The 21,171-nt window shown below is 72.0% G+C and carries 19 protein-coding genes; 7 read left to right on the forward strand and 12 right to left on the reverse strand.

The window, feature by feature from the left end:
- Positions 1-21 precede the first annotated feature (21 nt).
- The 3 genes from ACIQ7M_RS13515 to ACIQ7M_RS13525 form a co-directional block, all read right to left on the reverse strand.
- Complete coding sequence (locus ACIQ7M_RS13515) at positions 22-1,059, reverse strand: endonuclease/exonuclease/phosphatase family protein (RefSeq protein ID WP_386981552.1); 1,038 nt, start codon at positions 1,057-1,059, stop codon at positions 22-24.
- Positions 1,060-1,258: 199 nt separating this feature from the next.
- Positions 1,259-1,879, reverse strand: a complete 621-nt coding sequence (locus ACIQ7M_RS13520) for a TetR/AcrR family transcriptional regulator (protein ID WP_403643257.1) — start codon at positions 1,877-1,879, stop codon at positions 1,259-1,261.
- Between the two features lie 127 nt (positions 1,880-2,006).
- Positions 2,007-3,608 (reverse strand): MFS transporter, encoded by a 1,602-nt coding sequence (locus ACIQ7M_RS13525; RefSeq protein WP_355762343.1) that lies wholly within the window; start codon positions 3,606-3,608, stop codon positions 2,007-2,009.
- Between the two features lie 247 nt (positions 3,609-3,855).
- Between ACIQ7M_RS13525 and panB the strand changes: the two genes are divergently transcribed.
- The 3 genes from panB to ACIQ7M_RS13540 all read left to right on the forward strand — a co-directional run bounded on the left by panB (position 3,856) and on the right by ACIQ7M_RS13540 (position 6,883).
- Positions 3,856-4,743, forward strand: coding sequence for a 3-methyl-2-oxobutanoate hydroxymethyltransferase (gene panB / locus ACIQ7M_RS13530; RefSeq protein WP_386981546.1), 888 nt, complete (start codon positions 3,856-3,858; stop codon positions 4,741-4,743).
- Between the two features lie 284 nt (positions 4,744-5,027).
- A complete protein-coding gene (locus ACIQ7M_RS13535) occupies positions 5,028-6,062 on the forward strand; it encodes an ATP-binding cassette domain-containing protein (RefSeq protein ID WP_403643261.1) in 1,035 nt (344 codons plus the stop codon).
- A complete protein-coding gene (locus ACIQ7M_RS13540) occupies positions 6,059-6,883 on the forward strand; it encodes an ABC transporter permease (RefSeq protein ID WP_403643264.1) in 825 nt (274 codons plus the stop codon). The genes ACIQ7M_RS13535 and ACIQ7M_RS13540 overlap by 4 nt, the downstream gene beginning before the upstream one ends.
- 63 nt (positions 6,884-6,946) lie before the next feature.
- On the opposite strand, the gene ACIQ7M_RS13545 is transcribed toward ACIQ7M_RS13540, so the two are convergent.
- Together ACIQ7M_RS13545 and ACIQ7M_RS13550 are read right to left on the reverse strand one after the other, a co-directional pair.
- The gene (locus tag ACIQ7M_RS13545; RefSeq protein ID WP_403643267.1) at positions 6,947-10,276 is read right to left on the reverse strand and encodes an AfsR/SARP family transcriptional regulator; all 3,330 of its coding nucleotides are present in this window, start codon (positions 10,274-10,276) and stop codon (positions 6,947-6,949) included.
- A gap of 9 nt (positions 10,277-10,285) precedes the next feature.
- A complete protein-coding gene (locus tag ACIQ7M_RS13550; protein WP_403643270.1) occupies positions 10,286-10,912 on the reverse strand; it encodes a DUF6578 domain-containing protein in 627 nt (208 codons plus the stop codon).
- Positions 10,913-11,026: 114 nt separating this feature from the next.
- On the opposite strand from ACIQ7M_RS13550, the gene ACIQ7M_RS13555 reads away from it, so the two are divergent.
- On the forward strand, positions 11,027-11,824 hold the full coding sequence (locus tag ACIQ7M_RS13555) for a site-2 protease family protein (RefSeq protein ID WP_355762360.1): 798 nt from the start codon (positions 11,027-11,029) through the stop codon (positions 11,822-11,824).
- Positions 11,825-11,858: 34 nt separating this feature from the next.
- Here ACIQ7M_RS13555 and ACIQ7M_RS13560 read toward each other — a convergent pair whose 3' ends face one another.
- From ACIQ7M_RS13560 to ACIQ7M_RS13570, 3 genes are all read right to left on the reverse strand, one after another.
- Positions 11,859-12,020: a hypothetical protein gene (locus ACIQ7M_RS13560; protein WP_167455616.1), complete on the reverse strand. Its 162-nt coding sequence runs from the start codon at positions 12,018-12,020 to the stop codon at positions 11,859-11,861.
- Between the two features lie 54 nt (positions 12,021-12,074).
- On the reverse strand, positions 12,075-12,779 hold the full coding sequence (gene npdG / locus ACIQ7M_RS13565; protein ID WP_355762364.1) for an NADPH-dependent F420 reductase: 705 nt from the start codon (positions 12,777-12,779) through the stop codon (positions 12,075-12,077).
- Positions 12,780-12,847: 68 nt separating this feature from the next.
- The gene (locus ACIQ7M_RS13570) at positions 12,848-14,041 is read right to left on the reverse strand and encodes an exo-alpha-sialidase (protein ID WP_403643275.1); all 1,194 of its coding nucleotides are present in this window, start codon (positions 14,039-14,041) and stop codon (positions 12,848-12,850) included.
- A 115-nt stretch (positions 14,042-14,156) separates the two neighbouring features.
- Between ACIQ7M_RS13570 and ACIQ7M_RS13575 the strand changes: the two genes are divergently transcribed.
- Positions 14,157-14,759: a hypothetical protein gene (locus ACIQ7M_RS13575; protein ID WP_355762370.1), complete on the forward strand. Its 603-nt coding sequence runs from the start codon at positions 14,157-14,159 to the stop codon at positions 14,757-14,759.
- A 106-nt stretch (positions 14,760-14,865) separates the two neighbouring features.
- On the opposite strand, the gene ACIQ7M_RS13580 is transcribed toward ACIQ7M_RS13575, so the two are convergent.
- Positions 14,866-15,102, reverse strand: a complete 237-nt coding sequence (locus ACIQ7M_RS13580; protein WP_355762373.1) for a hypothetical protein — start codon at positions 15,100-15,102, stop codon at positions 14,866-14,868.
- 58 nt (positions 15,103-15,160) lie between these two features.
- Between ACIQ7M_RS13580 and map the strand changes: the two genes are divergently transcribed.
- Both map and ACIQ7M_RS13590 read left to right on the forward strand, forming a co-directional pair.
- Positions 15,161-16,018 (forward strand): type I methionyl aminopeptidase, encoded by an 858-nt coding sequence (gene map, locus ACIQ7M_RS13585; protein ID WP_382781355.1) that lies wholly within the window; start codon positions 15,161-15,163, stop codon positions 16,016-16,018.
- Positions 16,019-16,240: 222 nt separating this feature from the next.
- On the forward strand, positions 16,241-16,918 hold the full coding sequence (locus tag ACIQ7M_RS13590) for a heme oxygenase (biliverdin-producing) (RefSeq protein WP_403643545.1): 678 nt from the start codon (positions 16,241-16,243) through the stop codon (positions 16,916-16,918).
- Between the two features lie 349 nt (positions 16,919-17,267).
- Here the strand turns inward: ACIQ7M_RS13590 and ACIQ7M_RS13595 are convergent, their stop codons facing one another.
- The 3 genes from ACIQ7M_RS13595 to ACIQ7M_RS13605 all read right to left on the reverse strand — a co-directional run bounded on the left by ACIQ7M_RS13595 (position 17,268) and on the right by ACIQ7M_RS13605 (position 21,085).
- A complete protein-coding gene (locus ACIQ7M_RS13595) occupies positions 17,268-17,912 on the reverse strand; it encodes a PhzF family phenazine biosynthesis protein (protein ID WP_386986031.1) in 645 nt (214 codons plus the stop codon).
- Between the two features lie 153 nt (positions 17,913-18,065).
- A complete protein-coding gene (locus tag ACIQ7M_RS13600; RefSeq protein ID WP_403643280.1) occupies positions 18,066-19,580 on the reverse strand; it encodes an HtaA domain-containing protein in 1,515 nt (504 codons plus the stop codon).
- Between the two features lie 92 nt (positions 19,581-19,672).
- Positions 19,673-21,085, reverse strand: a complete 1,413-nt coding sequence (locus ACIQ7M_RS13605) for an HtaA domain-containing protein (RefSeq protein ID WP_403643283.1) — start codon at positions 21,083-21,085, stop codon at positions 19,673-19,675.
- Positions 21,086-21,171 lie beyond the last annotated feature (86 nt).

Below are 21,171 nucleotides of genomic sequence, written 5' to 3' on the forward strand. Positions count from 1 at the left end.
TGAAAGGCGATTCCGGCCGGGTTAAGAGGCCGTGGCGTCCATCTTGACGCGGGCCGCGATCGGGAGGTGGTCGCTGCCGGTCTCGGGCAGGGTCCAGGAGCTCACCGGCTCGATGCCCTTGACCATGATCTGGTCGATCCGGGCCATCGGGAAGGAGGCCGGCCAGCTGAACCCGAAGCCGCTGCCCGCCGCGCCCTGCGTGGACCGCATCTGCGCGGTGACCGCGTTCAACGCCCGGTCGTTCATCGTGCCGTTGAGGTCACCGAGCAGGACGACCCGCTGCAGCGAGTCGTCGGCGATGGCCTCGCCCAGCGCGTTGGCGCTCTTGTCGCGCTGCCGGGCGGTGAACCCGGCCTTCATCTTCACCCGCACCGAGGGCAGATGGGCCACGTACACCGCGACCCGGCCGGCCGGAGCCGTCACGGTCGCCCGCATGGCGCGCGTCCAGCCCAGCTTGATGTCCACGGGCCGGACGTCGTCGAGCGGGTACTTGCTCCACAGTCCGACGGTGCCCTGCACCGAGTGGTACTTGTACGTCGACGCGAGCGCCGTCTCGTACACGGGCACCGCCGACGCCGTCAGCTCCTCCAGGGCGAGCACGTCGGCGCCGGAGGCGGCCACGTCCCGGGCGGTCCCGGACGGGTCCGGGTTGTCGGCGTTGACGTTGTGGGTGGCGACGGTCAGATCGCCGCCCGCGCCGGTCTTGTCGGTGAGCAGCCCGCCGAAGAGGTTCAGCCAGACCGCGCCGGCCAGCACCACGGCGATCAGGGCGGTGGCGGACTTCCGTACGAAGCCGAGGACCAGCAGGACCGGGATGAACACCCCGAGCCACGGCAGGAACGTCTCGGTGAGACTGCCGAGGTTGCCGATCCGGTTCGGGATCCGCGCGTGCGTCAGCATCACCAGGGCGAGCAGCAGCGCGAGGGCCGCGAGGATCAGCCCGCGCCGCCAGATGCCGCGGTCGCCGCGCCAGCCGTCGAGCAGGCGCCGGAGCCGGGATTCTCTGCGCTCCGGCCCCCGGCCGTCGCTGCCCGTCTCCGTCATATACGCCTGCGCCATACCGTCGCCTCACAAAATGCCGTGCGCACCGTCTGCCCCTCGACTAAGACCCTAGGGGATGTCCGGTGTGGTTCTCGCCGTCCGGGACGGCCGTACAGGCAAGGGGACGTACAACTGCGTGTCCGGAGTTCCTCATCCTGGCACGACGTGCGGCCTCTGTGACGAAACGCGCACATTCAGCCCGTCAGAAACGGTTCTTTCACGGCCGGGCGGGGCGCAGGCCCTCCAGCAGCGTATCGACGATCCGCTCGGCGAGGTCCTCCGGGAGTTCGGTGTCGGGGCGCATGACGGAGCGGACGAGCATGGGGCCGACGAACATGTCGTTGAGGAGTTCGATGTCGACGTCGTCGCGGAGTTCGCCGTTCTCCTGTCCGCGGCGCAGCACCTCGAAGCCCATCTGGCGGCGCGGCGCTATGACCGTGGCCTCGTACGCGGCCCACAGCTTGGGGCTGCTCTTCATCTGCGCGTACACGTTGTGCAGGATCGCCGACGAGCGGCTGACCAGACCGCGCCGGCGCAGCGACTCCAGCAGCACGACGAGGTCGTCGCGCATGCAGACGCCCTCGAGTTCGGGGTCGGCGGGCTCGGCGCCGCGCAGGACGTCGACGAAGAGTTCCTCCTTGCCGCTCCAGCGGCGGTAGATCGTCGCCTTGCCGACGCCGGCGGTGCGCGCCAGCCGCTCGATGGAGATGTCCGCGAGCGGGACCCCGTCCTCCAGGAGCTTCATCACGCCCTCGACGATGGCGCGTTCCACCGCCTCGCTGCGGGGACGTCCCCTGCCGGGGCACACCTGCCTGTCTCGGCTGTCCGCGAGGCTCACGTCGAACTCCGTTCCCATCGTTGACCAGGTCTCATTCTCCCCCGTTCACGGCGGCGGCGGGCAAGCGGCGCGACGTGCCCGCCGTGGGCACCCCGGTCGAGGGTGCCCACGGTCGCGTGATCCGGTGTCAGTCCTGTCCGAGGTCGGCCGTCACCAGCTCGGCCTCGTCGCCGCTCTCCCGCGGGGCCGCGGGGCGGCCGGGCAGGAACAGCGCGACGACCACCGCGCCGATGACCGCGACGCCCGCGCCGCACAGGGCGGTGACGTGCATCGCGTGCAGGAACGCGTCGTTCGCGGGGGTGACGAGGGCCTTGCCCTGCGGGCCCAGCTTGGCGGCGACACCGAGGGTGGCCTCGATGGACTCGCCCGCGGTGTGCCGCAGCGGGGCCGGGACGAGGGAGAGCTTGTCCTCGATGCCGTTGCGGTAGGCGGTGGAGAGCACGGAGCCGAGGACCGCGATGCCGAGGGCGCCGCCGACCTGGCGGAAGGTGTTGCTCAGCGCGGACGCGGAGCCGGCCTTCTCGCGCGGCAGGGCCTGCATGATGACGACGCTGGTCGGGGTCATGATGTGCGCCATGCCGGTGCCCATCAGGAAGAAGATGACCTCGAGGAGCCAGATCGGGGTGTCGGCCTCCAGGGTGGCGAACGCGGCCAGCGTCGCGGCGATGAGCAGCATGGCCGCCGTGCAGGTGGCGCGGTTGCCGAAGCGGTCGACGACGAGCCGGGCGCGCGGCGCGAAGATGAGCTGGGCCGCGGCCAGCGGCAGCATCAGCAGACCGGTCTGGAGCGGCGAGTAGCCCCGCACGCTCTGGGTGTAGAAGACCGAGAAGAAGGTCACGCCCATCAGCGCGAAGAAGACCAGCGCGATGGCCGACATCGCCGACGAGAAGACCTTGTTCCTGAAGTAGGTGACGTCGATGGACGGGTGGTCGCTGCGCTTCTCGAACAGCACGAAGCCGACGAGGACGGCGACACCGGCACCGATGGTCGCGAGGACCCGGGCGTCGGTGAAGTCGGCGAGCTGGCCGCCCTTGATGATGCCGTACACCAGCAGGACGAGGCCGATGATCGAGAGGACCACGCCGACCGGGTCCAGGCGTCCCGGGTTCGGGTCGCGGGAGTCGGGGACCAGCCAGATCATCAGGCCGATCGCGAGGATCACGATGGGCACGTTGATCAGGAAGACCGAGCCCCACCAGAAGTGGTCGAGGAGCACGCCGCCGGTGATCGGGCCGATCGCGATGGCGAGGCCGACGCCGCCGGCCCAGATGCCGATGGCCTTGGGCTGCTCGTCGCGTTCGAAGACGTTCATCAGGACGGCGAGGGTGGCGGGCATCACGAAGGCGGCGCCGAGGCCCATCACCGCGCGGAACACGATGAGCTGGACCGGCGAGCCGGACTCGGCGGCCAGCGCGGAACCGATGCCGAAGACGGCGAGACCGGCGAGCAGCACCTTCTTGCGGCCGAGCCGGTCGCCGAGGAGGCCCGCGGTGAACAGGAGACCGGCGAAGACGAGCGTGTAGGCGTTGATGGCCCACTCCAGCTCACCCTGGGTGGCCCCGAGCCCGACGGGCGCCGGGGTCGAGATCGTCTTGATCGCGACGTTCAGGATGGAGTTGTCGAGCACCACGATCAGCAGGCTCAGCATCAGCACGCCGAGGATCGCCCAGCGGCGCCGGTGCACCGCCTCGGGTACTCGTCGTTCGAGCGGAGGAGCGGAAGTTGTCATGTCGACCACCCTAGAGGCATTTCGATACGGCACCGTCTCGTATCGGAAATGCTTTACGCAGAACTTACGAAGGGACCTGGGCCTCCGGACGGAGGCGGACGGGGCGCGGCGCAGGGGCGTGCGGCGGAGTGGCGTGATCGACACCGGGTCCGGCGGGCCCGGTCTAGCCGCGCGTAGCACGAGGTGCCACCATGGAGGTGATCCGGGGACGCCGTCAGGGTGCCTCGAGATGACATAAGGAGTTGCGATGACGCAGCTTTCGGCTGCCCAGGAGCAGCCTGCGGAGGGTGTCCTCAAGGCCACCGGCAGCGGCAAGGCGCTGTACGGGGGCAAGAGCACCCGCCGTATCACGGTGCGCGACATCACCGCCGCCAAGGAGCGCGGCGAGAAGTGGCCCATGCTCACCGCCTACGACGCGATGACCGCGTCCGTCTTCGACGAGGCCGGCATCCCGGTCATGCTCGTCGGCGACTCGGCCGGCAACTGTCACCTGGGCTACGAGACGACCGTCCCGGTCACCATGGACCAGATGACCATGCTGTCCGCCGCGGTCGTCCGGGGCACCAGCCGCGCCCTGATCGTCGCCGACCTGCCCTTCGGTTCCTACCAGGAGGGTCCGGTGCAGGCGCTGCGCTCGGCGACCCGCCTGGTCAAGGAGGCCGGGGTGGGCGCGGTGAAGCTGGAGGGCGGCGAGCGTTCGCACCGCCAGATCGAGCTGCTGGTGGAGTCCGGCATCCCGGTGATGGCGCACATCGGCCTGACCCCGCAGTCCGTGAACTCCATGGGCTACCGCGTCCAGGGCCGCGGCGAGGAGGCCGCGCACCAGCTGCTGCGGGACGCCAAGGCGGTCCAGGACGCGGGCGCCTTCGCCGTCGTCCTCGAACTGGTCCCGGCGGAGCTCGCCGCCGAGGTCACCCGCACCCTGCACATCCCGACGGTCGGCATCGGCGCGGGCCCCGAGACCGACGCGCAGGTCCTCGTGTGGACCGACATGCTCGGTCTGACCGGCGGCAAGGTGCCGAAGTTCGTCAAGCAGTACGCCGACCTGCGCGCCGTCATGGGCGACGCGGCGAAGGCGTTCGCCGAGGACGTCGTCGGCGGGACGTTCCCGCTGGAGGAGCACTCCGTCCACTGACGCCCCCGAGCTCCGGGGCACCGAGCCACTGCGGCACCGAGACAACCCGCCGATCTTCCCCCGTCGGCGGGTTGTCGCCGTTCTCCCGCCTTGTGGGCGGCAGGCCACCGCTGCCCACCCCGTCCGTGCCGTCCGTCCCACCTGCGCCTGTGGGCGGACTGTCGGCGGGCTGTCGGCGATTTCGCGCGCCCCGTCGGCCGACTGTCGACGACCTATCGGTAACGCTCGGATTCTGTAGGCGGCCTGTCGGTCGTTTGTCGGTGGCGGCTGGCACCTTGATGGACATGACGCGAATCGACAACACGCCCCGGCAAGCTGCGACCGGCCGCAGCGCCGTCACCGTACGGGGGCTGGTCAAGCACTACGGCGAGACCAAGGCGCTGGACGGGGTCGACCTGGATGTGCGCGAGGGCACCGTCCTCGGCGTGCTGGGTCCCAACGGCGCCGGCAAGACCACCCTCGTCCGCTGCCTGTCCACCCTCATCACACCCGACGCCGGCACGGCCACGGTCGCCGGCTTCGACGTGCTGAAGCAGCCCCGGCAGCTCCGCCGGGTGATAGGCCTCACCGGCCAGTACGCCTCGGTCGACGAGAAGCTCCCCGGCTGGGAGAACCTCTACATGATCGGCCGGCTGCTCGACCTGCCCCGCAAGGAGGCCCGCCGGCGGGCCGACGAGCTCCTGGAGCGCTTCTCCCTCACCGAGGCCGCCAAGCGCCCGGCGTCGACGTACTCCGGCGGTATGCGCCGCCGGCTCGACCTCGCCGCCTCCATGATCGGCAGCCCGGCCGTGCTGTACCTGGACGAGCCGACGACCGGCCTCGACCCGCGCACCCGCAACGAGGTGTGGCAGGAGGTCAAGCGCATGGTCGCCGACGGCGTCACCGTGCTGCTGACCACCCAGTACATGGAGGAGGCCGAGCAGCTCGCCTCCGAGCTGACGGTCATCGACCGCGGCAAGGTCATCGCCAGCGGCCGGATCGACGAGCTGAAGGCCCGTGTCGGCGGCCGGACGCTGCGGATCCGCCCGGTGGACCCGCTGCAACTGCGCCCGCTGGCCGCCATGTTCGACGAGATGGGGCTCACCGGCCTCGCCACGACGATCGTGGACGGCGAGACCGGCAGCGCGCTGGTCCCGATCCTCAGCGACGAGCAGCTCACCGCCGTCGTCGGCGCGGTCACCGCGCGCGGCATCACGATCGCCTCCATCTCCACCGAACTGCCCAGTCTGGACGAGGTGTTCCTCTCCCTCACCGGCCACAAGGCCAGTGCCCCGCAGGACGAGACCCCCGCCCGCGCCTACGAGGAGGTCTCCGCATGAGTACCGCCACCGCCGAAGCCCCCCTGACGATCGAGGCCGACCCCCGTATCTCGCTCCGCGCGCACGCCCGCCACACCGGCGCGCTGATCCGCCGCAACCTGCTGTGGATCCGCCAGGACCCGGAGTCGATGTTCGACGCGATCCTGTTCCCGGTCATCTTCACGCTGCTGTTCGTCTACGTCTTCGGCGGCTCCATCGGGCAGTCGCTCGGCGGCGGACAGGAGGCGTACGTCCAGTACGTCGTGCCCGGCCTGATGGCCATGATGGGCATGAACATGGCCCAGGGCGTGGGCACCGGCTTCAACACCGACTTCAACTCCGGTGTCATGGACCGGTTCCGGTCCCTGCCGATCGGGCGCGGCTCGGTGCTGTTCGCCAAGATCGCCGTGGAGGTGATGCGGATGCTGATCGCGACCGCGATCCTCATGATCGTCGGTGTCCTGGTCGGCTTCCACATCACCAACTGGCCCGGCCTGTTCGCCTCCGTGGGTCTGTCGGCGGTCTTCGGCTCGGCCCTGATGTGGGTGTTCCTCACCCTCGGCGTGATCATGAAGAGCGCGCAGTCCGTGCAGGCGATGGGCTTCCTGGTGCTGATGCCGCTCCAGTTCGGCTCGTCGATCTTCGCGCCGACCCGGTCGATGCCGGGCTGGCTGCAGAACTTCACCGAGTACAACCCGCTGTCGTCCCTCGCGGACGCGGCACGCGGGCTGATGGTGGGCGGTCCGGTCGCGCACGGCCTGTGGGTGACGCTCGGCTGGTCGCTGGGCCTCACCCTGGTGATGGCGCCCGTCGCCATCCACAAGTTCCGCACCAAGAGCTGACGTCCGACGCACGGACCCGGCCCCGCTCACCGGGGCCGGGGCGCGCCGGTTCGCGTCCGCGCCTCAGATGAGGGCGGCGGCCTCCTCCAGGGAGAGGCCGCCGCCCTCCGCGTGTGCCACCTCGTACGCCGCGTCGCCGAGCAGGGCCCGCGCGCCCGTCTCGGCCTGGTCGCGCGTCTCCACCTCCATGGGACCGGGGATGTGGCCCGGCGGCAGCAGGGCGTCCGCGGCGCCGAGGAGCCGGGCCGCGTCGGTGGCGCGACCGCCGCCGTCCACGCCGTTCAGGGCGATGGCGGCCGTGGTCAGATGGGCGGAGGGCATGTGCGGGGCGATCATCCGCGACAGCCGGTCGACGGCGTTCAGCGCTCGGCGCACCTTGTCCAGGGCGCTCTCGCACTGCCCGTCGATCGCGTCCAGCCAGGCCTCCACCCCGAGCATGAAGCCGTCGAACAGGACGAAGGTGGCGGCCCCGAAGTCCTGGCGGAGCAGCCGTATCTGCTCGCGTGCCTCGTCGCTCCGGCCGGTGCGGCCGAGCCAGGTCGCGAGGAAGAGATGGGCCGCCGGCATGGCCTCGTTGTGGGCGCCGTGCCCGGTCGCGAGGACATCGCGGATCATCCGCTCGCCCCGCTCGGCCTCCCCCAGTTCCATGTACATGCTGCCGAGCCGGACGTTGAGCACCGCCGTCTGGGCGCGTGCGCCCAGACGCTCGGCGTACTTGCCCGCCTCCGCGTAGTCCGCGGCGGCGGCCCGGAAGTCGCCCTTGCGCTCGTGGGCCTCCCCGCGCGCGGAGAGCGATTCGGCGGCGCCCCAGGCGTCCCCGATGCGTCCGAAGAGCTCCAGTGCCTCGTCGGCGTCCACGGTGGCGTCGCCCGCCATGTCGGCGCGGTTGGCGAGGATGTTGGCGCGCATCTGCAGGGCGGTGGCCAGTTCCCAGTCGTAGCCGAGTTCGCGGCAGGTGCTGACCGTCTTGTTGATCACCTCGGTGAACCGGTCCATCGTGCCGGTGAGCAGCACGGCGTAGAACCAGAGGTAGCCGGGGGTGCGGCAGGTCTGCGGCATACCGGGCTCGTAGGTCATGCTGATCGTACGGAGCTTCTCCTGGGCCTCCGGGGTCTGCCAGGCGCCCATGTCCATGTCCATGTAGGCGAGATGGATGAGGTGGACACCGCGCCGGGCCTCCTCGAAGACCTCCTGGCGCATGGGCAGCGGGAGGTCCGTGCAGCGTTCGTACAGCGGGACCGCCGGACGCACGGGCGGAACGAAGGGGTCGGGGCCGAGGCCCATCACCTCCAGGGACCAGGAACGGGCGTCGACGCGCTGGTCACGGATCTGCCAGTACCAGGCGAGCGACAGGACCATGCACAGCGCCTCCTGCTCGTCTCGCTCGGCGACGGCGTGCCGCAGGGCGGTGCGCAGGTTCTCGTACTCGCGCTCGATGACGTCGATCGCGGCACGCTGGCCGGGGCCGCGCAGCAACGGGTCGGTGGTGCGGGCGAGTTCGCGGTAGTACGTGAGGTGGGCGCGCTCCGTGGCCTCGCGGGCGCCGGACTCGTCGAGGCGTTCGCGCGCGTACTCGGCGACGGTCTCCAGCAGTCGGTAGCGCATCTCGGTGTCCCCCTCGCCCGAAGGGGCCGCGACGACGAGGGACTTGTCGACGAGTGAGCCGAGGACGTCCAGCGCGGCCGGACCGCAGACGGCCTCGGCGGCGGCGAGGTCGCAGCCGCCCGCGAACACCGACAGCCGCCCGAGGGTGTCCCGTTCGGCCTCGTCGAGCAGGTCCCAGGACCAGTCGACGACGGCGCGCAGGGTCTGCTGGCGGGGCAGCACCGTGCGGCTGCCCGAGGTCAGCAGCCGGAAGCGGTCGTCGAGCCGGTCGGCGATCTGGCGCGGGGTGAGCATCCGCAGCCGGGCCGCGGCGAGTTCGATGGCCAGCGGGAGGCCGTCGAGACGCCGGCAGATCTCGGCCGCCGCCTCGGGGTCGTCCTCGACACGGAAGCCGGGCCGGGCGGCTGCTCCCCGGTCGGCGAGCAGCCGCAGCGCGGAGGGTTCCGGCAGCGGGTCCACCGGGCGCAGCAACTCCCCCGGTACGCCGAGGGGTTCACGGCTGGTGGCCAGCACGGTCACTCCGGGACAGCGTTCCAGCAAGGCCTCGGCGAGGTGCGCGGCGGCGTCGACGACGTGTTCGCAGTTGTCGAGGACGATCAGCATCCGGCGTTTGGCGCAGTGTTCGGCGAGCCGGGTGAGCGGGTCGTCGTGCCGGTCGGCCACGGCGCGCATCTCCTCGGCGCCGGCGCCGCGCAGGACGGTCTCGCGGGCTCCGACGGCGGTCAGCACGGCCTCGGGGACGGCCTTCGGGTCGTCCACCGGCGCCAGTTCGGCCAGCCACACCCCGTCCCGCAGCGCGGGCGCCAGGGCCTCGGCCGCCTCCTGCGAGAGCCGTGTCTTGCCCGCCCCGCCGGGTCCGAGCAGGGTCACGAGCCGGGCCACGGAGAGGTCGCCCCGGATGGCATCGATGTCTTTCTCCCGGCCCACGAACGAGGTGAGCCGGGCACGGAGGTTGCCGGGGGGCGGTGAGGCGGGGCGGACGTGCCCCTCCGCGACGTGACGGTCGGCCCCGGCGGAGCGGGCCTCCGCCCGTGGCGGGCGCACTCCGCCGCCGGCCTCGGCCGGACGGAGCAACTCCGCGTGCAGGGACCGCAGTTCCGCGCCGGGGTCCGATCCCAGCCGATCGGCCAGCATCTGTCGTACGTCCTCGTACGCGGCCAGGGCCTCGGCCGTGCGGCCCGCGTCGCGCAGGGCGCGGAGACGCAGGACCTGGAACGGCTCGTCCAGGGGGTGGGCGTCGCACAGGGCGGTCAGTTCGGGGAGGACGGAATCGGCCTGTCCGAGGGCGAGCGCCGCGGAGAGGCGGGCGTGCCGGGCGTGCAGACGACGGGTTTCCCAGTGGGCCGCTTCGGCGGCGCGGTCGGGGAGGTCCGCGAGGGCGGGGCCGCTCCACAGCGCGAGGGCGTCGTCGAGGACGACGGCGGCCTTGGCCGGGTCGCCGTCGGCGAGGGCACGGGTGCCCTCCCCCACGAGCCGCTCGAAACGGTGCAGGTCGATGTCCTCGGACACCGCCGCCAGCCGGTAGCCGCCCTCGACCGACTCGACCGCGCCCGCGCCGAGCGCCCTGCGCAGCCGCCCGACGAGCGCCTGGAGCGCGCCGGGCGCGTCGGCGGGCGGGTCGCCGTCCCACACCTCGTCGACCAGGACGGCCGCGGAGACGGTCCGTCCGGGCCGCAGCGCGAGAACGGTGAGCAGGGCGCGCAGCCGCGCCCCGCCGACCGGGACGGGCGTGCCGTCGGGGCGGAGTGCCTGGGTGGTGCCGAGGATGCGATAGCGCACGGGGTCCATTGTCTCTGGTCACGTCAGGTGCGGGGGGCGGGTACGTGGAGTTCGGCCAGGACTCCGGCCCCTGCCCTCCCCGAACCATCGGGGGGTGCGGTCCACGGCCTCGAACGAGCGCGACGCGGGCACCGGTTCCCGGGTGCGCGAGCCGGGCGCCGTCGGCGCGAATTCCTGGTGCACCAGGTGGATCGTACGGACCGTGCCGGTCGTCTCGGGCAACCGGGCTCCGTGCCGTTCGACGCCGAGCAGACCGCTCCTCGCGGCGCGCGGGGCGGGCCCCGGCCCCGTTCCGTCACCGCCCGGACCGGTGTGCCCGCCCGCGCGCCCGCTCGCACCCTTGCCCTTGCCCTTGCCCGTACCTCTGCCCCCGCCCCCGCCCGTACCCGCGGGATCCCCCTCGGGATCGGCGCGCAGGGCCACGACCAGGCCGTCGTCCGCGCGCAGCACCGGGATCTCCGCTCCGTCGTCGCGCACGTATTCCACCGTCGCCGTGATCCGGCTGAGCGCTCCGGCCCAGCCCCCGCCGAGCGTCTCGCCCCCTTCGTCCAGCAGGAGCGGCCACGTCACCTCGTCCCCGACCGAGAAGGGAGTGCCGCAGCACTCCATCTGCCAGTCCGCGTAGAACACCCGCCACAGCCCCATTCCCCCACCCTCCCCGGAACCGATACCCGATGGCGAGACGTTTTCCGTACGAGCCCGGTACGGTCGGGCAGGCCCGAGTACGCCGTCGTCAGTCCAGCCAGTCCAGGGAGCCCCATGACCACCGCCGTGACCCGCCGCAGCGACCGGAGGATCAGCCCCGTCTTCGTCGGCATCGTGGCCGTCATGGGGGTGACCGGCTGGGCGACGTGGAGCGGGTTCGCCGAGCAGCCCGGTGTGGCCGTGTTCCTCTTCGTGACGGCGGCCTGGGTCGTCTCGCTGTGCCTGCACGAGTACGCGCACGCCCGCACCGCCCTGCACAGCGGTGACATCTCGATCGGCGCCAAGGGCTATCTGACCCTGAACCCGCTGAAGTACACGCACGCCCTGCTGAGCATCGTGCTGCCCGTGCTCTTCGTGATCATGGGCGGGATCGGGCTGCCGGGCGGGGCGGTCTTCATCGAGCGGGGCCGCATCCACGGCCGCTGGAAGCACAGCCTGATCTCGGCGGCGGGCCCGCTGACGAACGCGCTGTTCGCCGTCGTGTGCACGGCGCCGTTCTGGCTGCACGCCCTGGACGGCGTCCCGGACGCCTTCCGCTACGCGCTGGCGTTCCTCGCGCTGCTCCAGGTCACGGCCGCGATCCTGAACTTCCTGCCGGTCCCGGGCCTGGACGGCTACGGCGTGATCGAGCCCTGGCTGTCGTACGGGGTCCGCCGCCAGGTCGAGCCCTTCGCGCCGTTCGGACTGCTCGCCGTGTTCGCGCTGCTGTGGATCCCGTCGGTGAACCGGGAGTTCTTCCACCTGATCGACGCGATCCTGGGCGGCCTCGGCATCGACGGCCGTGACAGCGACTGCGGACAGTGGCTCTACCGCTTCTGGGAGTCGAACAACGACATCTGCCTGAAGGCGTGACCGGGCGGGCCGGGACCGCCGTCCCGGCCGGCCGCTACGCCCTGCCGCGCCGCGCGTAGTACCAGGTCATGTTCGAGGACAGGCCCGCCAGCAGCACCCATACGATGCCCAGCCAGCTTCCCTGGACGAACGAGACGACGGCCGCGGCCACGGAGAGGACACAGACGGCGAGGGCGTAGAGAGCGAGGCGGGGCATGGGGTCGGCTCCTGTCGGGGGGACACTGCTTCACATCAGTGTCCCCCACCCGACCTATACGTCCGTCACCCGCAGGCCCGCGTGTGCCTTGTAGCGGCGGTTCACCGAGATCAGGTTGGCGACCAGGGCCTCCACCTGATGCGCGTTGCGCAGCCGGCCGGAGAACACGCCCCGCATGCCGGGGATGCGGCCCGCGAGGGCCTGGACGATCTCGACGTCCGCCCGCTCCTCGCCGAGGACCATCACGTCGGTGTCGATCTCCTCGATCTCCGGGTCCGCGAGCAGCACGGCGGAGAGGTGGTGGAAGGCCGCGGTGACCCGGGAGCCGGGCAGCAGGGCGGCGGCCTGTTCGGCGGCACTGCCCTCCTCCGGCTTCAGCGCGTAGGCGCCCTGCTTGTCGAAGCCGAGCGGGTTGACGCAGTCGACGACGAGCTTTCCGGCCAGTTCCTCGCGCAGCGATTCGAGGGTCTTGCCGTGACCCTCCCACGGCACGGCGACGATCACGATGTCGCTGCGCCGCGCGGTCTCCGCGTTGTCGGCGCCCTCCACACCGTTGCCGAGTTCGTCGGCGGCGGCCTGCGCGCGGTCGGCGGCGCGCGAGCCGATGATCACCTTCTGGCCCGCCTTGGCGAGGCGGTAGGCGAGTCCCTTGCCCTGCGGACCGGTGCCGCCGAGCACGCCGACAACGAGCCCGGACACGTCCGGCAGGTCCCAGGGGTCCTTGGCGGGGGCCTTCTGTGCACTGTCAGTAGAGGTCATGGGCCGACTTTACGTGCGCGGGCCGCGCCGGGGCTCCCGGGGCGGCCGAGCGCCCGGGGTGAGTACGGTCACCCGAGCGCGCTCACCGGGACGCGCCGGAAGGTGATCGTCTCGTACGCGCCGAAGTCGCCCGTCTCGTAGAGGAGTCCGACCGTGTCGGTGTCGACGCGGACCAGGTCGGAGTACGCGGCGGGCAGTCCGTCCACGGTGTACGCGGACCGCCAGGTGGTGCCGCCGTCGGCCGAGGCGCGGAGCGTCATCAGGGCGCGGAACTCCGGGTCGGCGGGCCCGGAGTACAGGAGCAGATCCGGGTCGCGGAGCTGGAGCAGGCTGCCCTGGACCACCGGGGTGACGAGCCCGGCCTGCGGGCGGAAGGGCCTGACCAGGGTTCTGCCGCCGTCGCGGGAGTGGGCGTCGGCGCGGTTGCCGGGCGACGGGGAGTCGTTGCGGGTGTTGAAGTAGACGCGGCCGTCGGGGAGTTCGGCGGCGGTGGTCTCGTTGGCGTTGATGTATCCGTTGGTGTTCTCGTCGAGGTAGCCGAGGTACCAGGTCGCCCCGCGGTCGTCGCTGAGCAGACAGTGCCCGCTGTTGTACTTCGCCTCGGTGCCGTTGTCGGTGCCGGTGGGCGCCACGGTGTGGTTGCCGGGGACGACCACCCGGCCGGAGCCGAGCTGGAGGGCGTGCCCGGGTGTGGTGGCGTACCAGCGCCAGCCCGCCTTCTTCACCTGTGCGGTGATCTCCTTGGGGGCCGACCAGGTGCGTCCTTCGTCGTCGCTGTGCTCCACCCATACGCGCCGCCCGTCGGCGGCCCTCACCTTGCCGCGCAGCAGGGCGTCCTCGGTGGCGGAGGCGGCGCTGCGGACGTGGACGAGCAGGACACGGCCGGTGTCGAGGGTGACGGGTGCGGGGTTGCCGGCGAGGTCGGTGCCGTTGTTCGCGACGACCTGGAGCGGACCCCAGGTCCGGCCGCCGTCCATGGACCGCTTGAGCACGATGTCGATGTGCCCGTGGTCCTTGGCGGAGCCGACCCGGCCCTCGCAGAACGCCAGCAGGGTGCCGGTGCGGGTGGCGACGACGGCGGGGATCCGGAAGCTGGCGTAGCCCTCGCGCCCGGCGCGGAAGGGAACGCTCACCTCCGTGCCGGTGCCCGTCTCCGTGCCGGTGCCGGTGCCGGTGCCGGTGCCGGTGCCCGTCTCCGTGCCTGTCCCGGTGCCGGTCGTCCCGTCCGTCCCGGTGCCCGTCGCTGCGCTCGGCTGTGTCATGGCCGGCTCCCTGCTGCGGTCGCTTGTGGGGTCGTCGGTGCGGACTTCTGCCCAACTTGGGCGAATTCGTGGTGAACTCCGGGTCACGAGTGGCCCGTTACGGCAGGATGCGGCCATGGATGCCGTACGGGTCGCGTTACTGCGCGAAGTGCTTGCCGGGACCGAATGGCTGGGTGCGACACGGCGGTTCGGGGGAACCCTGCGGGGGTCCGTGGTGTCGCACGGCGGTGGCCTGCTGCTGGTCGGTTCGGAGGCGTACGAGCCCTGGCATCTCGCGGCACACCTGGTGGACGAGGCGGCCTGGTCGGGCACGCCGGAGCTGTCGCCGACGCTGGTGCGGCACGGGGCGCGGGAGTCCGACCCGGCTCACCTGGCGGTGGGCCTCGGACGGATCGCGGCGGCCCGCCGCGGGGAGACACTGCTCGTGGTGACACCGGAGGCGCCGGGGGACGCGTTGCTGGAGCGGGTGCACGACGCCCGGCGGGCCGGGGCGACGGTGCTGGCCCTGTCCCAGGGGGAGGGCGAGCTGCCGGCACTGGCCCACGAGTCGCTGGCGGTGCCGCCGGACCCCGAGCTCGACCTCGACACCGTGCAGCATCTGGTCAGCGCGGCGGCCGGGGAGAACGCGCTGCCCTCGCCCCGGGGCCGCCACCGCTTCCGCGACCGCCTGTCCCGCCTCGCGGACCAGCTCACGGCCCCACCGACCTACCGGTGGTAGCGGGCACGGCCTCCTGGGGCGCCCGGCGGGTCCGGCGCGCCCGGCGAGGCGTCCGCCGCCTCCGTCGCGTCCGACCCGCCGCCCCGGTCGTCCCGGTCGCGCCGGCTCAGTCGTCCTCGGCGCCCGGGGTCCGGTCCGACTTGTCGTGCCACTTCGGGTCCGTCTCCCATTCGAGGTTCCGCTCCCGCGCGAGGTCCATCGCGTGTTCGGCCTCTCCACGGGTGGCGTACGGGCCGAAGCGGTCCTTGCCCGGGCAGTCGGGGCCCTCCTCGACCTTCTTGTGCTCCAGGCAGTAGAACCACTCGCCGGGCTTGCCGACCGTCCGCTTCTTGAACAGGGCCATCACCAGCTCCTTTCGCCAGGGACATGTTCCCCCATGCCCGCTGGTTAGACTCGCTGCCATGTCTGGCCAGTCGCTGCTCGTACCAGGGGAGCTTTCTCCCACCCGTCCCGTGCCGGGAAACATCAGGCGTCCCGAGTACGTGGGGAAGCCCGCCCCCACGCCGTACACCGGACCGGAGGTGCAGACCCCCGAGACCATCGAGGCGATGCGTGTCGCCGGGCGGATCGCCGCGCAGGCGATGGCCGAGGCCGCGAAGCTCATCGCGCCGGGCGTGACGACGGACGAGCTGGACCGGGTGGCGCACGCCTATATGTGCGACCACGGCGCCTACCCGTCGACCCTCGGCTACCGCGGTTTCCCGAAGTCGCTGTGCACCTCGGTCAACGAGGTCATCTGCCACGGCATCCCCGACTCCACGGTGCTGCGCGACGGCGACATCGTGAACCTCGACGTGACGGCGTACATCGGCGGTGTGCACGGCGACAACAACGCGACCTACCTGGTCGGCGACGTCGACGACGAGTCCAGGCTCCTCGTGGAGCGGACCCGGGAGTCGCTCGACCGCGCGATCAAGGCGGTCAGGCCGGGGCGCCAGATCAACATCATCGGGCGGGTCATCGAGTCGTACGCGAAGCGCTTCGGGTACGGGGTCGTCCGTGACTTCACCGGGCACGGGATCAACTCCTCGTTCCACTCCGGGCTGATCGTCCCGCACTACGACAACCCGCACGCGACCACCGTCATGCAGCCCGGGATGACCTTCACCATCGAGCCCATGCTCACGCTCGGTACGCACGACTACGACATGTGGGACGACGGGTGGACCGTCGTGACGAAGGACCGCAAGCGCACGGCGCAGTTCGAGCACACCCTCGTCGTCACCGCGAGCGGCGCGGAGATCCTCACCCTGCCGTAGCCGCCAGGAGTTCCCGCACCCCTGAACCCGCCCTGTCCACAGGGCGGGTTTTCGCATGTGGGCCCGGTCGCCGATCGGGGTACGGTTTTACCGACAGGACGTCGGGAAGACTCTTGACTTAGGTAAGCCTAACCATAGAAGATTCGGCTGATCGCGCGACGGCTCGCGCTCCACCTCATCGGCTCCGGAGGCCCCATGAACGCGTCGGACACGTCGGACACGATGAGCACGCCGGACACCACGGACCCGGCGGGCACACCCTTCTCGACGCTCATCCGCACCGCGTCGCACGAACAGCACACCGAGGCGGAGACCTCGACGTTCATGAGCGACCTGCTCGGCGGCCGGCTCGGCGTCGAGGCGTACACGCGCTACACCGAGCAGCTCTGGTTCGTGTACGAGGCACTGGAGGCGGAGGCCGAGCGGCTGGCCGCCGATCCGGTGGCCGGGCCGTTCCTGCGGCCCGAGCTGCTGCGCCGCGCCGCCCTGGAGCGCGACCTCGCCCACCTGCGGGGCCCGGACTGGCGTGACACGCTCACCGCGTTGCCCGCGACCCGCGCGTACGCCGACCGGGTCACCGAGTGCGCCCGTGAGTGGCCGGGCGGCTATGTGGCCCACCACTACACGCGCTATCTGGGCGACCTCTCCGGCGGCCAGATCATCCGCGGCAAGGCGGAGCGGACCTGGGGCTTCAGCCGCAGGGGCGACGGGGTCCGCTTCTACGTCTTCGAGGACATCTCCAACCCGGCCGCGTTCAAGCGGGGTTACCGCGAACTGCTGGACGGGGTCCGGGCCGACGATCTGGAGAAGCAGCGGATCGTGACGGAGTGCAAGCGGGCGTTCGCCCTGAACACCGGGGTGTTCAGGGCTCTCGGCGAGGAGTTTCCGCTGAGCGCGTGACGGTTCGCCCCGGGCGTGGGGTAGTTACCGGGCCCTGCCCCGACCGCCGGAGTGCTCCGGGGGCCTTACCCCCGAATTCCCCCGGGGAGGGACTGACCCGATCCGTGCGCCTGCGGGCGGTGGGGGCTGATCGCGCAGTTCCCCGCGCCCCTGAGGGGCGCGGGTGTGGGCCCGGGATTCGGCGCTGACCCGGCCCTGAGGCGCGCTGACTCGCCGTTCGGCACAGGCTCGGGCCTGAGGGGCGCGGGCTCGCTGTTCGGGACGGGCCCGGCCTTGAGGGGCGCGGGCCCGGCGTTCCAAGCGGACCCCTGCCCCGAGGGGCGCGGGCCCGGCACTGGCGGGCGCTGGTTCAGCGTTCCAGGCGGACTCGGCCGCCCATTTCGACCCAGTCGGCCGGCTGTGGTGCGGTGAGGATCTGGGAGCCGACGCCCTGGGTGATGTTGAGGGCCCGGCCGAGTTGCCGGGTCAGCAGGAGTGCCGCCGCCCCGGTCGCCTCGTCCTCCTCGATGCCGTCGTTGCGGCCGGGGAAGGCACGGGCCCGTATCCGGCCGGCGGCCTCGTCCTCCCAGGCCCAGGCGTAGATCCACTCCCCCGACGGCGGCACGGCCAGCGCCTCGACCTCGGCCGCGGTCGCGTGCCGCCGGAGTGTCCTCGGCGGCGCCCACTCGGCCCGCGCCTCGATCCAGCTGAACTCGCCGTCCAGCCGGACCCCCACCACACCGGCGGGCGTGACCAGTTCGGGCACGTCGAGCAGCCAGCCCACCCCGACGCACGGGTGTCCGGCGAACGGCAGCCGCGACGAAGGGGTATAGATGTCGATGATCCCGCGCTCGGGGTCGTCGACGAACACGGTCTCGCTGAAGCCCAGCTTCGCGGCGAACTCCTGCCGTTCGGCGCGGTCCGGCATCACCGAGCCCTCGCGCACGACACCGAGTTCATTGCCATACCCGCCGCCTGGTCCGCAGAAGACCCGCAGCACGTCGTAGTCAGTCACTCCGGCATTCAAACATTCATCCGCCTCGTCGGTGACCCGCACAACCGGACCACCCACCTCCGAAACGCTCCCCGGTCATCGGGAACGGTGTCGGAGGCGGGCGGTCCGGGTCGGGTCGAACCGGTCGGGAGACGTCCGTTCCGGTCCGGCGGATCAGGCGGTCCGCCGCCTGCGCATCGCGACCACCACACCGGCGCCCGCGGCGACGGTCACCGCCGCCGCGGTTCCGAGCATTCCGGCCGGGACCTCCGACCCGGTGGAGGCCAGCGCGCCGCTGACACCGCCCGTCGTGGACCCGGTCGTCCCCGCGCCGCCCGTGGTGCCCGACGACGTACCGGAGCCGTCCGAGCCCGACCCGGAACCGGAGCCGGAGTCCGAGCCGTCGTCCCCGTCGGGGAGCTGGGCGTCGTCGCTCAGCGCCACCGAGAGGCCGACCGGGTCGAGTTCGGCGCCCTCGGCGTAGAAGTCGCCGAACGCCTCGGCGCCGGCCTTGGTGAGCTTGGCGGTCACCCCGTCGAGGGTGATGACGTCGTCCGTCGCCGTCAGGTCGGCGGTCTTCGCGCTCAGGTCGGCGAGGACGACGTCGTCGGAGGTCTTGCCGAGGCTGTCGACATCGGCGGTGAGCTTCCCGGAGCCGCCGTCGAGCTCCACATCGAGGTCGCTGAGGGTGAGGTCGAGGCCGTAACTGCCGTTCGCCTCGTGGCCCTTGAAGTTGACCGCGCCCTCGAAGGAGGCCGAGAGCGTGTCGGCGTCGGTGTCGTAGTTGCCGGTGGCGTCCGGGAAGGTGAAGGCGCCGTTGCCGGCGGCCTGCGTGGCCCCGCCGGACGCGGTGATCTTCCCCTGGGCGGCGCCGTCCACGACGTACGTACGGAAGGACTGCTTCACGCCCCAGCCGAGGGTGCCGTCCGCTATCTCGCCCCGCGTGGCGGGGGCGGTCTCGGAGGCCGAGACGCTCGGGCTCGCGCTTCCCGAAGCCGGGTCGGAGGGCGACGCGGACGGCGAGGCGGATTCCGAGGGTGAGCTCGACGCGGACGTGGACGACGTCGGCTCCGGGGACGGGGATCCCGTCGCGGTCGACGTCGGGGTCGCGGTCGGCGACGGCGTCTGGGTCGCGGCCGGCTTCTGCGTCACGGTGAGGGGGTCGCCCGCGGCGCCCTCGTAGCCCGCGCTGCCGAGGACGGTCGCCGCCTCCTTCGTCAGCTTGGTCTCCATGTCCGTCATCGTGCGGGTCACGGTGACGTCGGCGAGCGGGACGTCGTTCTGCGTCGTGCCGCCGCTCGTCACGTCGGCGGTGATCTCGGCCGCCGCGCTGTCGAATCTCACGTCCGACAGGGTGAGTTCGAAGCCGTGCAGCGTGGAGGCGATCTTCAGACTGCCCGCGAAGCCGAGCCGTACGGCGTGGGTGCCGGAGTCGTACGTCCCGCTGCCGTCGGCGAAGGTGAACGCGCCGTTGCCGGCCGCCTGCGTCGCCCCGCCGGCCGGGGTGAAGGAACCGGCCGCCATCCCGGTCACGTACGAGCGGTAGGACTGCTTGATGCCCCAGGTCAACTCGTAGTCCTTGAGGGGTGCTTCGGCGGCCGAGGCGCTGGTCACGGCGAGGGCGCCGGCCCCCAGGGCGACCGCGACGGCGGCGGCGAGTGCGAGAGGGCGGCGGCGGAGTGCGGCCATGATCGTGGGTCTCCTCGGGGTTCGGGGTAGGTCGGGTTGAGGGTTTCGGGGGTAAGTCGGTTCTGGGGACGAGGGGTTGGGGGTCGTCGCGGTCAGCCGGTGCGGGTGCGGCGCCTGCGGACGAACCCGAAGGCGACGGAGGCCGCGAGCAGTGCCCCGACGGCGAGGCCGATCGGCAGGAGGGAACCGCCGACGGGGCCGCCGCTCGCGGTGCTCTCGGTGCGGGGCGCGGTGGCGGCCTTCGCGCCGGGTGCGGGCGACGCGCTCGGCGCGGGCGAGGGGGACGCGGACGCGCCGAGGTCGGGCAGGGCCGGGAGCCGCGCCTCGTCCGTCAGGGCGATGGAGAGGGTCACGGGGTCCATCCGCGTGCCGGCTCGATACATCCCGCCGAAGGCCTTGGCGCCGCGTGCGGTCAACTCACTCGGCACTTCCGTGAGTTGGAGCAGTCCGTTCCTGACCTTCAGGCCCTTGGCCGTGAAGGTCACGAGCGGGACCTTCTTCCCGGTGAGGTCCGCGCTCGTCACGTCGGCGTAGAGCGTCCCCTTGCCGTCGGCGACGGTGACCCGCAGTCCGCCGAGCCGGAGGTCGAGCCCCTGACGGCCGGCGAAGCGCAGGGTTCCGTCGAAGCCGGCCTTCAGGACCTGCTTCTTCCTGTCGTACGTGCCCTCGCCGTCGGGGAAGCGGAAGAGCGCGCCGCCGTCCCGGGCTCCGGAGGTCGGCGTCCACCTGCCGTCGGCGACGGGCCCGGTGACGTACTCGCGGAAGGTGCGGCGCACGCCCCAGTCGACGGCTCCGTCCTCGATCGCGCCCGCCGTCGCCCTCCCGGCCTTCTTCGCCGGGGACGCGGAGGGTGCGGCGGTGGGGGTGGCCGACGGCCGGGACGAGGCCGGCACGTCCGCCTCCAGGCTCACCGGGTCGAGTGCCGTGCCCGCCGTGTAGTAGCCGGCGAAGGACCGGGCGCCCTGTGAAGTGAGGGTGGCCGGGAGGTTGTTGAGCTGAACCGCCGTGCCGCCGCCCTTCATGTCGATGCCGCCGAGGGAGAGGGTGGCGAAGGGCACCGCCGTGGACGTCGTGACCGTCCCGGTGCCCTTCGCCTTGCTGGTGATGTCGACGTAGAGGGTGCCGCCACCGCCGGCGATACGGACGGTGGGGCGGCTGATCGTGAGGTCGAGTTCATAGCCGCCGCCGCTCTTGCGATGTCCGACGAAGCGGACTCCGCCGGAGTAGACGGCGGTGAAGGCGCCCGTGCCGCCGTCGTAGGAGCCGGTGGCGGAGTGGAAGCGGAACCGGCTCGCGCCGACCGTGGCCGCGCCCCCGGTGAGGGAGTAACTCCCCTTCGCGACGGGCCCGGTGGCATAGCTCTGGAAGGACGACTTGATGCCCCAGTCGAGCCGGCCGCCCCGCACCGTGCGGCTCGTCGCGTGTGCGGCCGTGGCGGTGAGCAGGGCTCCCAGCACGGCCACGCAGACCACGGCGGCCCCCAGGGCCCTCGAACGCGCGGTCATGGGTGTCCTCCGGATTCCGGGGTCCGGAGAACCCCTGGTGACTTAGGTAAGGCTAACCTAAACTACCGACCGGACGTGCTGGAAGA

The sequence above is a fragment of the Streptomyces sp. NPDC096324 genome (genome assembly GCF_044763015.1).
Taxonomy (GTDB): Bacteria; Actinomycetota; Actinomycetes; order Streptomycetales; family Streptomycetaceae; genus Streptomyces.